The 15,447-nt window shown below is 56.3% G+C and carries 11 protein-coding genes; 7 read left to right on the forward strand and 4 right to left on the reverse strand.

The window, feature by feature from the left end:
* Positions 1–224 precede the first annotated feature (224 nt).
* From Q0955_RS04460 to Q0955_RS04485, 6 genes are all read left to right on the forward strand, one after another.
* Positions 225–3,530, forward strand: coding sequence for an Rne/Rng family ribonuclease (locus tag Q0955_RS04460; RefSeq protein ID WP_299420397.1), 3,306 nt, complete (start codon positions 225–227; stop codon positions 3,528–3,530).
* A 296-nt stretch (positions 3,531–3,826) separates the two neighbouring features.
* Positions 3,827–4,960, forward strand: coding sequence for an ABC transporter substrate-binding protein (locus Q0955_RS04465; RefSeq protein ID WP_299420400.1), 1,134 nt, complete (start codon positions 3,827–3,829; stop codon positions 4,958–4,960).
* Positions 4,961–5,110: 150 nt separating this feature from the next.
* The gene (locus Q0955_RS04470; protein ID WP_299420403.1) at positions 5,111–6,028 is read left to right on the forward strand and encodes a branched-chain amino acid ABC transporter permease; all 918 of its coding nucleotides are present in this window, start codon (positions 5,111–5,113) and stop codon (positions 6,026–6,028) included.
* A gap of 1 nt (position 6,029) precedes the next feature.
* Entirely contained in the window at positions 6,030–7,013 is a 984-nt protein-coding gene (locus Q0955_RS04475) for a branched-chain amino acid ABC transporter permease (RefSeq protein ID WP_299420405.1), read from the forward strand.
* The gene (locus Q0955_RS04480) at positions 7,006–7,761 is read left to right on the forward strand and encodes an ABC transporter ATP-binding protein (protein ID WP_299420407.1); all 756 of its coding nucleotides are present in this window, start codon (positions 7,006–7,008) and stop codon (positions 7,759–7,761) included. The genes Q0955_RS04475 and Q0955_RS04480 overlap by 8 nt, the downstream gene beginning before the upstream one ends.
* Positions 7,758–8,447: an ABC transporter ATP-binding protein gene (locus tag Q0955_RS04485; protein ID WP_299420409.1), complete on the forward strand. Its 690-nt coding sequence runs from the start codon at positions 7,758–7,760 to the stop codon at positions 8,445–8,447. The genes Q0955_RS04480 and Q0955_RS04485 overlap by 4 nt, the downstream gene beginning before the upstream one ends.
* On the opposite strand, the gene Q0955_RS04490 is transcribed toward Q0955_RS04485, so the two are convergent.
* Together Q0955_RS04490 and Q0955_RS04495 are read right to left on the reverse strand one after the other, a co-directional pair.
* Positions 8,444–9,556, reverse strand: coding sequence for a CaiB/BaiF CoA-transferase family protein (locus tag Q0955_RS04490; protein ID WP_299420412.1), 1,113 nt, complete (start codon positions 9,554–9,556; stop codon positions 8,444–8,446). The two genes, Q0955_RS04485 and Q0955_RS04490, sit on opposite strands and share 4 nt — an antisense overlap.
* A 9-nt stretch (positions 9,557–9,565) precedes the next feature.
* Positions 9,566–10,135, reverse strand: coding sequence for a cupin domain-containing protein (locus Q0955_RS04495; protein ID WP_299420414.1), 570 nt, complete (start codon positions 10,133–10,135; stop codon positions 9,566–9,568).
* A gap of 238 nt (positions 10,136–10,373) precedes the next feature.
* Here Q0955_RS04495 and Q0955_RS04500 point away from each other — a divergent pair, with 238 nt between their 5' ends.
* Positions 10,374–11,588 carry an acyl-CoA dehydrogenase gene (locus Q0955_RS04500; protein ID WP_299420417.1) on the forward strand — a complete coding sequence of 405 codons (1,215 nt, stop codon included), beginning with the start codon at positions 10,374–10,376 and terminating at the stop codon, positions 11,586–11,588.
* Between the two features lie 37 nt (positions 11,589–11,625).
* On the opposite strand, the gene Q0955_RS04505 is transcribed toward Q0955_RS04500, so the two are convergent.
* Positions 11,626–13,380: a hydantoinase B/oxoprolinase family protein gene (locus Q0955_RS04505; protein ID WP_299420420.1), complete on the reverse strand. Its 1,755-nt coding sequence runs from the start codon at positions 13,378–13,380 to the stop codon at positions 11,626–11,628.
* On the reverse strand, positions 13,377–15,440 hold the full coding sequence (locus Q0955_RS04510; protein WP_299420422.1) for a hydantoinase/oxoprolinase family protein: 2,064 nt from the start codon (positions 15,438–15,440) through the stop codon (positions 13,377–13,379). Before Q0955_RS04510 ends, Q0955_RS04505 begins: the two co-directional genes overlap by 4 nt.
* Positions 15,441–15,447: the final 7 nt, after the last annotated feature.

The raw sequence follows: 15,447 nt of genomic DNA on the forward strand, positions 1-15,447 counted from the left end.
GCCATGGCGGAGGGCATGTAACAGGCGCAGGCTCGGGACCACCGAATGCCGCGTCGGAGAAGAAACGCGATGAAGCGCGCGATTGATTTGAGAGACCGAGCAGGGGCCGCAAGCGGCCCTGTCGGCGGCGCGCATCCCCTCGCTCAGACAAGACACCCCCAAAAAGTTCACCGACCCGATCCCCCGGGAGGGGCGCGGCGCTTACGCGGGTGCAAACGGATAACATGGCTAAGAAAATGCTCATCGATGCCACCCACGCGGAAGAGACCCGCGTTGTGGTGGTGGACGGAAACAAGGTTGAGGAGTTCGACTTTGAATCTGAAAACAAACGGCAGCTTGCCGGCAACATTTATCTCGCAAAAGTAACACGGGTTGAGCCGTCGCTTCAGGCGGCCTTTGTTGACTATGGCGGAAACCGTCATGGTTTCCTTGCGTTCTCAGAAATCCACCCGGATTACTATCAGATCCCAGTTGCGGATCGTGAGGCGCTTCTGGAAGAAGAGCGTGCCTATGCAGAGTCTTTGAAGGCTCGCGACGAGGAAGAGGAAAAGCCAAAATCCCGGTCTCGCCGATCTCGGTCCCGTAAGAAGAAGACAGAGGATCAGGTTGCATCTGAGGCCGCGGATGCGGACACAGCAGAGGCCGTCTCTGAAACAGCTGCTGCTGAGATCTCTGGTATGGAAACCATTGATTTGGTGGAAGATGCTGGTGGTGATCAAGACGAAGGTCTGTCGCCAATGGAGCTGGTAGAAGAGACACCGGTAGAAGAGCCTGGCGAAGCGGAAGCCGTCGAGGCCGAGGAGCCTGCGACTGACGTCGCGGATGCGGAAGACACTGCAGCTGAAACCGAAGAAGTTTCGGCGGACAGCGCGGCGGATCAAGCGCCTGTTGTTGAGGTTGAGGCCGTTGAAGCGGTCGAAGAGCCTGCGCAAGACGCTGCTGAAACGGATACAAGCGCCGAGGACACTGACGGCAAGGACGAGGGTCCCAAAACCATCGCAGCCAACACTGAAGGCGAAGACGCTGTTGTCAGCAAAGACCCGGAAACCGGTGAAGAAACCGAAACCGAGACCAGTGTTGTTTCCGAAGACGAGAAGTCTGGGGAAGAGGCGGTAGCTGAAGGCGCCGCCCCTGTGGCCGAGGAAGATGTGGTAGAAGAGGCCGCGCCTGCGGATGTGGGTGAGGCAGATGTGGCAGCTTCGGAGGAAGCGACTTCAGAAGACCAAGTTGACGGCTCCGCTGACGATGCACCAAGCACCGAAACAGAGGTGGTTGCTGAAGCTGCCGATGCGCCAGTTGAAAGCGCTGTAACGGAAGATGCCGCACCGTCCGACAATGCCGTAGAAGCGGATGCATCAATCGAGACATCCGAAGGTTCAGACGCGAGCAGTCCTGAAGACGACAGCGAATCTGACACGTCGTCTGATGACGACGAGAATGGTAAAAAGTCCAATCGTCGCCGGTCGCGCCGCCGTGGAAAACGCTCCGATGCGTCCGAAAAGGACGAGAGCATTGAATCGGTAGCGGACGAAGACGACAGTGAGGAAATTCGCCCACCGCGAAAGCCGCGTGCCCGTCGTTACAAAATCCAAGAAGTGATCAAGGTGCGCCAGGTCATGCTGGTGCAGGTGGTGAAAGAAGAGCGTGGCAACAAAGGTGCGGCGCTGACAACTTACCTGTCTTTGGCCGGACGTTATTGCGTATTGATGCCTAATACCGCGCGTGGCGGTGGCATTTCGCGCAAGATCACCAATGCAGCGGATCGCAAGAAGCTCAAAGAAATCGCTGGCGAGATCGACGTGCCACAGGGCGCGGGTTTGATTGTGCGCACGGCAGGTGCCAAGCGCACCAAATCCGAGATCAAACGGGATTATGAATACCTTCAGCGTTTGTGGGAGCAAATCCGCGAGTTGACGCTGAAATCTATTGCGCCTGCGAAGATCTACGAAGAAGGTGATCTGATCAAGCGTTCGATCCGTGACCTGTATTCGCGTGAGATCGACGAAGTTTTGGTCGAAGGCGAGCGCGGATACCGCATTGCCAAGGACTTCATGAAAATGATCATGCCGTCCCACGCCAAAAACGTGAAACGCTATCAGGACACATTGCCGTTGTTTGCCCGTTATCAGGTGGAAAGCTACCTGTCCGGCATGTTCAACCCAACGGTTCAGCTGAAGTCCGGCGGCTATATCGTGATTGGCGTGACGGAAGCGCTGGTGGCGATTGATGTGAACTCCGGTCGGGCTACGAAGGAAGGCTCGATTGAAGAGACTGCGTTGAAGACCAACCTTGAAGCGGCTGAAGAAGTGGCGCGTCAGTTGCGTCTGCGTGATTTGGCTGGTCTGATCGTGATTGATTTCATCGATATGGATGAGCGCAAGAACAACAGCGCTGTTGAAAAACGGATGAAAGACAAGCTGAAGACGGATCGCGCCCGCATACAGGTGGGCCGGATTTCTGGGTTTGGCCTGATGGAAATGAGCCGTCAGCGCTTGCGTCCGGGTATGATCGAAGCCACGACGCAGCCCTGCGCGCATTGCCACGGCACTGGATTGATCCGCTCTGATGACAATCTGGCACTGTCTATCCTGCGCCAGATTGAGGAAGAAGGCACACGTGGTCGTACCCGTGAAGTACTGGTTAAAGCGCCGGTCGCCATCGTGAACTATCTGATGAACCAGAAGCGCGAACATGTGGCACAGATCGAAGCACGTTATGGCTTGTCCGTACGCATCGAAGCCGATCCTCACTTGGTGTCTCCGGACTTCACAATTGAGAAGTTCAAGACCGCAACACGTGCCGTGCCAAAAGTTGAAGCACCAGTGGTTTCCGGCGATATCTCTATCATGGATGCGATTGACGACGCTGACGTGGAAGACGCGGAAGTGATCTCTGAAGAAGCTGCGGTGGAAGAAAAGCCAGCAGAAGATACGAGCGAAGAGAAGCCGAAGAAACGCCGTCGTCGTCGGCGCCGTCGTCGCGGCAACGGTGAAGGTGAAGACAACGCTGACGGAGAAGCCAAGACCGAGAGCGACACTGACACGGAGGCGTCGGAGGGTGCTGAGGCATCTGAGACTGGGTCTGAGACACCAGCGGAAGAGGCTTCTGATGGTGAAGAGAAACCGAAAAAACGCAGCCGTAGCCGTCGTAGCCGGTCACGTGGCAAGAAATCTGAAGCCGTAAGCGAAGATGCCACAGTGGAAGAGGTGACCTCGGAAGAGGTCAGCACCGAGACACCGGCCGAAGCGCAGCCGGTGGAAGTGGCTGAAGCAGAAGTTGAACAAGTTACGCCTGTCGACGTAACGGACGAGTCTGAAGCTGTTGATACATCGGAAGTGGTTCCGGTGGCTGACACTGCTGTTGAGGCTCCGGAGCCTGTTGAAGCGCCGATTGTGGAAGCAGAAACCAGCGGTGCACCAGAGGCAGTAGAATCGCCATTGGAAGTAGCTGTTGCTCCGGAGGCCACGGTTCCCGAAGAACCCGCGGCTCCGCCTAAACCAAAACGACGCGGCTGGTGGTCGCGCGGTTAATGGATCTAAACGCCGGGGATTTCCCCGGCGTTTTTTGTTGGATGCGGTTCAGTGTGTCGAAGTGTGTAGAGCGGCTAGTTTTCTTGTATAAGTATATTGATGGTGAGAGCCACCCTAATGATGGGTAAAAGCTAAGCTTGAAAATTGCTGAATAAGGTGCTGTAAAGGTACGAAAAAATACCTTTTAGGCTTGAAGATATTTTAAGCTTAAAAAAAAATTTCCCAGGTTATTGACGGACTGGCCTTTGAGCGCCCAAAGTTCATCTTGTAAAAACAAAAAACCAGGGAGCGACAAAATGAAGTTGCGGAGTGCGGCATTGGCTGCGGCGATGGCATTGGTAGGCGCAACAGCGCAGGCTGATGTGAAAGTAGGAATGATCACCACATTGTCGGGTGGCGGTGCTGGCCTTGGCATCGACGTACGCGATGGCTTTATGCTGGCAGTGCAGCAGGCTGGCCGCGACGATCTGGAGGTGGTGATTGAGGATGACCAGCGCAAACCGGACATCGCGGTACAGCTAGCTGACAAGATGATCCAATCCGAAAAGGTGGACGTGCTGACGGGCATCATCTGGTCCAACCTCGCGATGGCTGTTGTGCCAGCCGCGACCGCTCAGGGTAAATTCTACCTGTCGCCAAATGCAGGACCGTCACCACTCGCGGGCAAGGGCTGTCATCCGAACTACTTCAACGTGGCGTGGCAGAACGACAACCTGCACGAAGCGGCGGGGGCATACGCCAACGACACCGGTTTGAAGAACAGCTTTATTTTGGCGCCTAACTATCCTGCCGGCAAGGACGCTTTAACTGGATACAAGCGCTTCTTTGAAGGTGCCTTGTCAGGTGAGCTTTACACAAAGCTTGGACAAACGGACTATGCGGCTGAAATTGCGCAGATCCGGGCCTCCGGTGCGGATAGCGTGTATTTCTTCCTGCCAGGTGGCATGGGCATTTCGTTCCTGAAACAATATGCGGCGAGCGGCGTGGATCTTCCGTTGGTTGGTCCAGCGTTCAGCTTCGACCAAGGCATTTTGCAAGCTGTTGGTGATGCGGCGATGGGTGTGAAGAACACCAGCCAGTGGAACAAGGACATTGATAACGCGACAAACGCAGCATTTGTGGACTCGTTCCAAGCCGAATACGGCCGTTTGCCGTCGCTTTATGCGAGCCAAGGGTTTGATACCGCCAACTTGCTGATCTCGGCAATGGGCAAAGCGGATATTGCGGATGCAGATGCGTTCCGCGCAGCGCTAAAAGCGGCGGATTTTGACTCGGTGCGCGGTGAGTTTGCCTTTGGTGACAACCACCACCCGGTGCAGGACATCTATGTGCGTGAGGTGATCAAGGAAGGTGACGTGTACACCAACAAGATTATTGCGACTGGTCTGTCCAACCACTCGGACGCCTATGCCGGCGACTGCAAAATGTAAGTGACTTTGGGAAGGCTTTCTGGCCTTCCCATTTCCATGCGCCTTGGCGGGGTGGGGGCATGATGTTCGATCTTCAATATCCTGAATAAACTGAATTTTCTGCGTCAATTTATTGGCGGAGGTGTGCCTCTGTGGCGCTGGATGAGGGCAATGACAACACTACTATTCATAGAGCAGATGCTGAACGGGCTTCAGTTCGGCGTGATGCTGTTCTTGATGAGCGCGGGCCTGACGTTGGTCTTTGGCGTCATGGGGCTTATTAATTTGGCGCATGGGTCGCTGTATATGATCGGGGCCTTTGCCGCGGCGGCTGTGGCAGCGGCAACCGGATCATTTGTACTGGCCTTAATGGCGTCTTTGGCGGCGGCGGCACTGGCCGGGGCGCTGATTGAGCTGACCATTATTCGGCGCTTGTACGACCGCGACCATTTGGATCAGGTGTTGGCGACTTTTGCGTTGATCCTGATCTTTTCCGAGGGCACACGCTGGCTGTTTGGCTCGTTCCCATTGTTCCTAGACGTGCCACCTTTGTTGGCGGGGCCGGTTACCTTGCCGGGCGGGATCGAATACCCGGCTTACCGACTGTCAATTATTGTGATTGGCCTCTTGGTGGCCGTGGGCATGTTTGGCCTGATCAACCGCACTCGGGTCGGAATTCGTATCCGTGCCGGCGAGGCAGATCGGGAAATGATTGCAGCTTTGGGCGTGGATATTGCCAAGCTTTATACCTTTGTCTTTGCGCTTGGTGCTGCTTTGGCAGGTTTCGCCGGGGCCTTGGTTGGGGCGATCCAATCGGTGCAAGTGGGCATGGGCGAACCGGTGCTGATTTTGGCGTTTGTCGTGATTGTGATTGGCGGCATTGGTTCGATCAAAGGCGCTTTTGTTGGTGCGCTTTTGGTTGGGTTCACCGACACGATGGGCCGTGTTTTGTTGCCCCAGGTTTTTGGGTTGTTTTTGGAGCCATCGGCAGCGGTCTCTGTCGGATCGGCGCTGGCGTCGATGCTGATTTACATCCTGATGGCGGGCGTTTTGGTGTTCCGCCCCCGCGGACTATATGGGGTGGCGTGAGATGACACGAGAAACCTGGATCAATGTGGCCGCGCTGGCGGTTTTGCTTGGGGTGCCGCTTTGGGCGTTGATGGCGGATGAGCCGTTTATCATCACGCTTGCGACACGCGCAGCGATTTTCGCGCTGGCAGGCGTGGGATTGAACCTCGCGTTGGGGACTGGCGGGCTAGTCAGCCTGGGACATGCGGCGTTCTTTGGTATTGGCGGCTATGCGATGGGCATTTTGGCGAGCCATGCGCAGGCCTATACGCCAATCATGGAAGTGCCGTTTCTGATTGAAGGCACAAAGTCGATGCCGGTGATCTGGCTGGTGGCGATGGTGACAAGCGCCTTGGCCGCACTTGCGATTGGGGCGTTGAGCCTGCGGACTTCGGGCGTTTATTTCATCATGATCACTTTGGCCTTTGGGCAGATGATCTACTACTTCGCGATCAGTTGGCCAGCTTACGGCGGTGAGGATGGCCTGTCGATCTATGTGCGCAATGAGTTTCCAGGGCTGAACACGCTGGTGCCGATGCAGTTCTTCGGCCTGTGTTTTGCGATCCTGTGTCTGGCGCTGTTACTGATGAATGCGATCCACAAATCGGCATTTGGGCTGGCGCTGAGTGCGGCGCGGCAAAACGAAACACGCGTGTTATCGGTTGGCATGAAGCCTTACCATCTGCGGTTGGTGGCTTTTGTGATTTCCGGCGCGGTGACCGGTCTGGCAGGAGCACTGTTTGCAGACCTCAACCGCTTTGTCAGCCCTACAATGCTAAGCTGGCAGATGTCGGGGGAGATCATCATCTTCATCATCATTGGCGGCGTTGGACGGCTGTTTGGGCCGGTGATTGGCGCGATAATTTTTATCCTTCTGGAACATACGCTGGGCGGGTTGTCTGAGTTTTGGCACGTGTACCTGGGAGCGCTACTGCTTGGTATCGTGCTTTTTGCAAAAGGTGGCGTGATTGGGGCCCTTGCAGGTCGGGAGAAAGCCCATGACTGATGTGGTGTTGAACACAGAGCGGCTTTTCAAAAGTTTTGGCGCCTTGAAGGCCACCAATGATGTGTCGCTGGATTTGCGCAAAGGGGAAATCCACGCGCTGATCGGTCCGAATGGGGCCGGGAAGTCGACGTTGATCCAGCAAATCACAGGACATTTGGCCTCTGACAGCGGCACAGTGCGGCTGATGGATGAGGATCTGACCGGCGTTGGTCCGGCGGAGCGCGCGCGCAAAGGGCTTGGACGGACGTTTCAGATCTCGTCGCTGGCCATGGAGCACACAGTTTTGCAAAATGCGGTGCTTGGCGCGTTGGGGCAGCGTGGCAATGTGATGTCGTTTTTCAAGCCGGTGATGAAAGATACGCAGCTTGTGTCGACGGCCAAGGCGGCTTTGGCGCAGGTTGGTTTGGCTGAATTCGCAGCAACACGCACGGCGGATTTGAGCCATGGACAACGGCGGCAACTGGAGGTGGCGGTTGCACTGACGTTGAAGCCGAAAGCCTTCCTGATGGATGAACCCATGGCGGGGCTTGGGCTTGAAGGTGCGCAGCAGATGATCGGGCTTTTGACTGAGCTGCGCAAGGAAGCGCCCATTTTGTTGATTGAGCACGACATGGACGCGGTTTTTGCGCTGGCGGATCGGATCAGCGTGCTGGTTTATGGCGAGGTGATTGCCACCGGCACGCCAGAGGAAATCAAAGTGAACCCGGAAATCCGGCGGGCCTATCTGGGTGATGAGGTGCCAGCATGAGTTTGATCGAGCTAAAAAATGTCGCGGCGTTCTACGGCCCTAGTCAGGCGCTGTTTGATGTGTCGTTGAGCGTTGGCGAAGGTGAAGTTCTAGCCCTGATGGGGCGCAATGGCATGGGCAAGACCACCACTGTAAAAGTCATGTGCCGGATGCTGAAGAACTCAGGTGGTGCCGTCCAGTTTAGCGGACGGGATATTGGCGGTTTGCCGTCTTATAAGGCTGCGCGATTGGGTATTGGGCTTGTGCCCGAAGGGCGCCGGTGTTTTGCAAATCTGTCGGTGTACGAGAACCTGATTGCGGCGGCCCGCAAAGGGGCATGGGACTTTGCGGCAGTGTGCCGTTTGTTCCCACGCCTGGAAGAGCGGCGGGATCAGTCCGCTGCTTCGCTGTCTGGCGGGGAGCAACAGATGTTGGCGATTGGCCGGGCGCTGATGACCAATCCGAAGTTGCTTATTCTGGATGAGGCCACTGAAGGTTTGGCTCCGGTGATCCGTCAGGAGATTTGGGAGGCGGTTGCCAAGCTCAAAGCCGAAACCGGCATGGCGATTATTGCCATCGACAAATCCCTGAAAGAATTGGGGCAGGTGGCTGACCGTGCGGTGATCCTTGAGAAAGGGCGCACGGTCTGGGCTGGCGATTTTGACGCTTTGGGGCCGGAAGAAACTGACCGCTACCTTGGCGTCTAAGGTTTTGATTTTGGCAATACCGGCGCGGTGCGGTCTGTGGACAGGTCCGCGTCGGAAAACACCCAGGGGCCACGCAGTCCGCGCACACCTTCGGCCTCCACCACCATGCCACGCGCCGCGATTTGAGGATCGGTCAGCGCTTGTTCAATCGAGTTGATTGGTCCAGCGGGAACGGTGGCGGCTTCTAGCGCAGCCAGGAGTTCTGCCGAAGACCATTTGCTGGTTTCCAATTCAATCTGCTCAGTGAGGGCATCGCGATTGGCGACACGCAATTGGTTGGTTGCATAGTTCCGGGCGTTACCCAAATCGCCGCGCGACAGCACACCGCAAAGGCGTTGGAACTGACCATCGTTGCCAACGGCGATGATGATGTGACCGTCGGATGTGGGGACCACTTGGTAAGGCGCGATGTTGGGGTGCGCATTCCCTTTGCGGTTAGGGCTGTCTCCGGTGGCGAGGTAGTTCATCGCCTGATTGGCCAGCATTGCCGTGGCGCAATCCAACAGGGACATGTCGATATGCTGTCCGCGCCCCGTGGTGTGGCGTTGCTCGACGGCTGCGAGAATGCCGATGGTGCCATAGAGACCGGTGACAACATCCGTGACGGCAACACCGACCTTCTGGGGCTGTCGCTCCGGCTCTCCGGTGATCGACATCAGTCCGGACATGCCTTGCAACAGGAAATCATAGCCAGCGCGGGAGGCATATGGGCCAGTTTGGCCAAAGCCAGTGATCGAGCAGTAGATCAGGCGCGGATTGAGTTTGGACAGTGTGTCGTAATCCAAGCCGAATTTCTTCAAACCGCCAACTTTGAAGTTCTCAATCAGAATATCGGCGTCTTTGATCAGCTCTAGTACTTGGGCGCGGCCTTTCTCAGTTCGGAAATCCGCGACCACGGAGGTCTTGCCGCGATTGGCGGCGTAGAAATATGCGGCGGTTTTGTCACCGTCGCGTTCGATAAAGGGCGGACCCCAGGTTCGGGTGTCGTCACCTTGAGGGGCTTCCACCTTGATGACCTCAGCACCAAGGTCAGCCAAGGATTGGCCAATCCAGGGGCCGGCCAGAATGCGGGCGAGTTCTACAACTTTGAGACCTTTGAGTGGGGTCATGGGAAGCCTTCAGAGATAGGGCGGCGTGCAGGCGGAAACCACCTCGGCCGGAGTGTCAGAGATATTGCGGAAACGGTGGGGCTGGCGACTGTCAAACAGATAGCTGTCCCCGGCCCGCAGGATTTGGGTTTGGCTGCCCACGGTCACTTCGATTTCGCCAGAGAGTACAATGCCGCCCTCGTTTGCGGGGTGGGATAGCATGGTTTCACCGGTGTCAGCCCCTGGAGCGTAGTGTTCGCGAAGGATCTGCAAGCCGTGGTCTTTGGCATTGCCTACCTGTTTGAGGGTGAGTTTCGAAGCCTCAGTGCCCAGTTGTGACGTAAGGTCAGAGAGAGCCTCTGGACCAAAAAAAACCTGACCCGGCGCATGGGTTTCCGGTTCAAAAAATTCGGCCATCGACATGCCCATGCCGCCCAATATCTTGCGCAAACTGGCCACTGAAGGGCTGGAGCGGTTGGTTTCGATCATGGAGATCTGCCCATGCGGCACGCCAGCGTATTGCGCCAGTTGGCGCTGGCTCAATCCCGCAGACAGGCGTAGTTTTTTAAGGCGGTCTCCCACGTCAAACGGATCGCTCATCGGGTCCTCCGTGTTGAGCCTGTTGATGTGATACACTGTGTCCACAGGACGCAACGAAACTTTGATCAATTGGGTCTAGCAATGCTCAATATTCTGCGCAATAGAAGACAAGAAAGTTTTCGCGACGTAGCGGCGTTTGATGCGGGTTGCCTTGACGTTGAAGCAGGGTCGGACATTTTAGGCGGCAACGGAAATTGATGTTTTGCGCCTCTATGTGAGGCGGACGGAAGGAGAGACCATGGCCAAGGATCTGGCACCACAGTCCAAACCGGAATTGGGTTCGTTCAACTGGGAAGACCCGTTTCTGATCGAAAGCCAGCTGGAAGAAGATGAGCGTATGATCCGGGATGCCGCACGCGCTTATTGTGAGGAAAAGCTGGCGCCACGTGTAACCGCGGCGTTTGAGCAGGAAGAGACCGATCCGGCGATTTTTGCCGAGATGGGCGAGATGGGGCTGTTGGGCACCACCATCCCAGAAGAATACGGCGGTATTGGTGCTGGCTACGTGACCTACGGTCTGGTGGCGCGCGAAGTGGAGCGTGTGGACAGCGGCTATCGTTCGATGATGTCGGTGCAGAGCTCTCTGGTGATGTATCCTATCTACGCTTATGGCTCTGAAGAACAGCGCAAAAAATACCTGCCCAAGCTGGCGTCTGGTGAATGGATTGGCTGCTTTGGTCTGACCGAACCGGATGCCGGTTCTGATCCGGGCAGCATGAAGACCACCGCTAAGAAAGTGGACGGCGGTTATGTGCTGAACGGTGCAAAAATGTGGATTTCCAACTCGCCAATCGCAGATGTGTTTGTGGTTTGGGCCAAGTCGGACGCGCATGGCGGCAAGATCCGTGGCTTTGTATTGGAAAAAGGAACCAAGGGGCTGTCAGCGCCAAAAATTGCGCACAAGGCTTCGCTCCGGGCGTCGATCACCGGTGAGATTGTACTCGACAATGTGGAGGTGTCTGAAGACGCACTGCTGCCAAATGTGGAAGGGTTGAAAGGTCCGTTTGGCTGTCTGAACCGTGCGCGCTATGGCATTGCATGGGGTGCGATGGGAGCTGCGGAATACTGTTGGCACGCGGCACGTCAGTACGGTCTCGATCGTAAGCAATTTGGCAAGCCACTGGCGCAAACGCAGTTGTTCCAGCTGAAGCTGGCCAACATGCAGACCGAGATTTCACTGGGTCTTCAGGCGGCGCTGCGGGTTGGCCGTTTGATGGATGAGGCGAAGGCCGCTCCAGAGATGGTGTCGATCATCAAGCGCAACAACTGTGGCAAGGCGCTGGATATTGCCCGACTGTCGCGCGACATGCACGGCGGTAACGGCATCAGCCTGGAGTTTGGTGTAATCCGTCACATGGTGAACCTGGAAACGGTGAACACCTATGAAGGCACACATGACGTTCACGCGCTGATCCTAGGGCGTGCCCAGACAGGGCTGCAGGCGTTTTTCTGATATTTGTCAGGCTGTAATATTGTGAAATTGAAGCGCGTCACTTGGCTGTGGTGCGCTTTTCTTTTCTGAGTACGATTGTTGCAGCGCTGTCCACCTCGAAGGATGAAGCGATTGCCACGCCAAACAGGGTCTTTGCCTGTTGCGGCGAGTACCGTTCCAGGCGAACGTCTTCGACAACCAGTTGAGGGTCGCGCTCCAGCGGGTCGCCATAACCGCCTCCGCCGGGGGTTTGCACGCGGACCCGGTCGCCGACTTTTAGCAAAATATCCTGTTCTTTTGACAAGTGTTCGGGCGTGTATGGCGCGCCGTCGCGATACACGGCGACCTTGTTGACCTCTCCATCACTGCCGTCGCGCGCGCCTTGCGGGCCAAAGCGTCCGTGGTCCATGACAAAGCTGGCCTTGGCCTCACCGCGACGCAATTCGACCTCATAGTCTAGACCAAATCCACCACGATGTACGCCTGCGCCACCGGATCCTTTGTGTAAGGCGTAGTGGCGGTAAAGCACGGGGTAAGCCTGTTCCATGATTTCGATTGGCGGGGCTTTGGAGATGCCGATGGTTGAGCAGCCGTTTGACAGACCGTCGTGCCGTGCGTTGCCGCCGTAACCGCCGCCTGAAATTTGATACATAACGTAGTTGCGATTGCGCTCGGGATCAAAACCACCAAGAGCAAAGTTACCGCTGGTCCCCGCAGGCGCGGCCGTGACTTTTTCTGGGATGGCTTGCACGAGCGCAGCAAAAACAGCTTCGGCGATACGTTGCGAGACCTCCGCCGCGCAGCCAGAAACCGGACGCGGATATTTGGCATCCAGAAACGTGTCTTCGATACCTATGATGTTAAAAGGCGCAAAGGCTCCGGCATTCATAGGCACGTCCGGGAAAATGTGTCTCATGGCGAGGTAGACTGCGCTGTGCGTTGTGGCTCTCACTGAGTTCATGGGACCAAGGCACGGCGGGCTGCTGTCCTTAAAGTCGAAGGTCAGCCCTTCATTAGATTTGGTGACAGAGAGCGCGATTGTGAGAGGTGCGTTGACCACACCATCGCTGTCGATAAATGCCGTGGAAGTGTAGGTGCCTTTGGGGATGTTCTGAAGCCTGCTGCGCATTTGGTCATCCGCACGCTGATTCAGCTGGTCTATGGCATCTGAAACTGTAGAATCGCCATATCGGTCAAGCAATGCGGTCAGGCGGGTTTCGCCAACGCGTAGGGCGCCAGCTTGGGCTTGCACATCTCCGATACGCTGGTCGGCAATCCGGATGTTGGACTGGATGATTGCAAAAATCTCTTTGTCCATTACACCTTGCTTGAAGAGCTTGACGGGCGGTAAGCGCAGGCCTTCCTGTTCCACCGCCGTTGCGGAGGCAGAAAAACCGCCCGGCACAGCCCCACCGGTGTCCGGCCAATGGCCGGTATTGGACAGCCAGCAGAAGATTTCTCCATCCCGGTAGAACGGTTTCGCAAAGCGCACATCCATCAAATGCGTACCGCCAAGATAGGGGTCATTGACGACATAAATGTCGCCTGGAACCGGGGCTGCCACGTCACCAGCGGAGATCATCTCAATCAGAACGCGTGTGGAGTGCTGCATTGTACCGACAAACACGGGCAAGCCCGCGGCCCCCTGGGCAATCAAAGCGCCATCGGTGGCGGCGTAAATCCCATCAGAGCGATCATTGGCCTCAGCGATGACCGGAGAAAAGGCAGCTCGCGAAAAGGCGAGGTCCATTTCATCGCAAACTTGCTGCAAACCAGCTTGAATGACGGTGAGTGTGACAGGGTCCAGCGTCATACATTCGCTCCGATATACAGGACTAGATTGCCAACCACATCTGATGCAAGTCTAACCCCCGGTGGAACCACAATTGTGGTGTCCATCTGTTCTATGATTGCCGGGCCAGTGAGTGTCGCATCAGATGGAAGAGCGTCTCGAGAGTAAACTGGTGTCTCTATCCATGTATTGCCAAAAAAGACTTGTCTCGACTGTTTTCGTGCAGCCTCAAGCGTTGGCGCGCGTGAAGTTCTGCTCGAAAGAAGAGACAGATCCAACGGCGGGCGACGACCAACAACGGAACAGTTTACGTTCACCACAGAGGCAGGCATTTCATTCAGCTTCACCTGAAACCGCTGAAAGTACACTTGTTCAAAAAGGGTTTGAAGGTCGTCAATGGACAGCCTCACATCCGTTATTGGCACGGGGAGAAGGTGGGTTTGCCCGACAAATTGCATGTCGAGAGACAGGTGGGTCTCTACGCTCTCCAGCGGAACAGTTTCCCGCTCGATCAAGGTTTTGCCTTTCTGGATCAGCTCTTCAAAGACTGTGGTAAGTTTGGATTGAGACAGCGTGCTCAAAGGCGCGTTGATAGTGCGCACAAAGTCATGGCGCAGGTCGGCAACCACGCAGCCCAAAGCATTGGTCAGTCCGGGGCGGGCCGGGATTATGACACGGGGGATGTCCAGCTCCTTGGCCAAGGAAGCGGCATGCAAGGGGCCTGCGCCGCCAAAAGCAAAAAGAGCATAATCCCGAGGATCGGCTCCCAAGGACAATGACACCATCCGGATTGCCCCCGCCATTTTGGTGTTGGCTACCTGAACAACCGCAGAAGCAGCTTCGACGGCGGAGCACTTTAGGTGCGATGCGAGATGCTCGGTAAAGGCGCGGCGCACGTCGCGGGATCGGGCGCTCTGTTCCTCAGGTGAGAGATTTGCAAGGCGGAGACGCCCAAGCAGAAAGTTTGCGTCTGAGATGGTTGGCTGTTTGCCGCCGTGCCCGAAGCAGATTGGGCCGGGCTTTGCGCCCGCGCTCTCTGGACCTACCTCCAGCAGTCCGCCGGAGTTGATTTTTGCGATGGACCCGCCGCCCGCACCGACGGTGCGCACATCCACCATGGGCACATGGATTGGCATACCGTATTCCACCTCAATTTCATTTGAGACCGAAGGCGTGGCGTCGCGGATCAGGGCCACATCCGTTGACGTGCCGCCCATATCGTAGGTGATGAGATGAGGCTCTTGTGCTGCGCGTCCTGTGAAGGCTGCAGCCATAACCCCGGAAGCAGGGCCCGACATCACGGTTTTGGCTGCCTCCGGAGAGACGTTCTGGGCCTGCACCATACCGCCGTTGCCATTCATAATAAGTAAGTCTTTGGCATATCCTTGTTCCGTCAGCGCTTTGGTCAAGCGGTGGACATACTTGGTGAGGACCGGCTGGACAGATGCATTCACCGCTGCGGTGACCCCGCGTTCATATTCTCGATTTTCCGACAGCAATGCATGGCCGGCGGTTATGTATGTGTTGGGCCAGACCTTGCACAGTGCTTGGACAGCTTCACGTTCATGAGAAGGGTTTGCGTAGGCGTGCAAAAAATGCACGACAACAGCTTCACACCCACGATCCAGCAAGACCTTGGCCGCATTGGTGACGGCATCGATATCCAATGGAGTGAGCACATTGCCATCGCAGTCCATACGCTCTGGCACCTCAAGGCGCAGATCGCGAGGAATGAGGGGCGTAAATTCGCCAAACATACCGTAGGCCTGAGGTCGGGTGCGGCGACCCAGTTCCAAAATGTCCCGAAATCCTGTGGTTGTGATAAGCCCGGTTTTGGCCAGCTTGCGCTCAAGAACCGCGTTGGTGGTGGTGGTGGTGCCGTGCACAATGAGGTCAAGCGCCGCGATTTCGCATTCAGCTGCTTCAAGCGCGGACATCACGCCTTTGGACTGATCGTGTAACGTGCTGGGCACTTTTGCGATACACAGGCCGGATGGGCTTATGGCAACGAGATCCGTGAAGGTGCCGCCGACATCGACGCCAACAACCGTGCCAGTGTGCAAGTTCTGTGAGTCGGTCACCTACGCT

Origin of the sequence: uncultured Shimia sp., from assembly GCF_947493595.1 — a bacterium.
Taxonomy (GTDB): Bacteria; Pseudomonadota; Alphaproteobacteria; order Rhodobacterales; family Rhodobacteraceae; genus Shimia.

Coding starts and splice junctions, on each gene's coding strand:
- Q0955_RS04480 (WP_299420407.1), top strand. CDS start 7,006: ATGACTGATGTGGTGTTGAACACAGAGCGGCTTTTCAAAAGTTTTGGC.
- Q0955_RS04495 (WP_299420414.1), bottom strand. CDS start 10,135: ATGAGCGATCCGTTTGACGTGGGAGACCGCCTTAAAAAACTACGCCTG.
- Q0955_RS04490 (WP_299420412.1), bottom strand. CDS start 9,556: ATGACCCCACTCAAAGGTCTCAAAGTTGTAGAACTCGCCCGCATTCTG.
- Q0955_RS04460 (WP_299420397.1), top strand. CDS start 225: ATGGCTAAGAAAATGCTCATCGATGCCACCCACGCGGAAGAGACCCGC.
- Q0955_RS04500 (WP_299420417.1), top strand. CDS start 10,374: ATGGCCAAGGATCTGGCACCACAGTCCAAACCGGAATTGGGTTCGTTC.
- Q0955_RS04475 (WP_299420405.1), top strand. CDS start 6,030: ATGACACGAGAAACCTGGATCAATGTGGCCGCGCTGGCGGTTTTGCTT.
- Q0955_RS04485 (WP_299420409.1), top strand. CDS start 7,758: ATGAGTTTGATCGAGCTAAAAAATGTCGCGGCGTTCTACGGCCCTAGT.
- Q0955_RS04465 (WP_299420400.1), top strand. CDS start 3,827: ATGAAGTTGCGGAGTGCGGCATTGGCTGCGGCGATGGCATTGGTAGGC.
- Q0955_RS04505 (WP_299420420.1), bottom strand. CDS start 13,380: ATGACGCTGGACCCTGTCACACTCACCGTCATTCAAGCTGGTTTGCAG.
- Q0955_RS04470 (WP_299420403.1), top strand. CDS start 5,111: ATGACAACACTACTATTCATAGAGCAGATGCTGAACGGGCTTCAGTTC.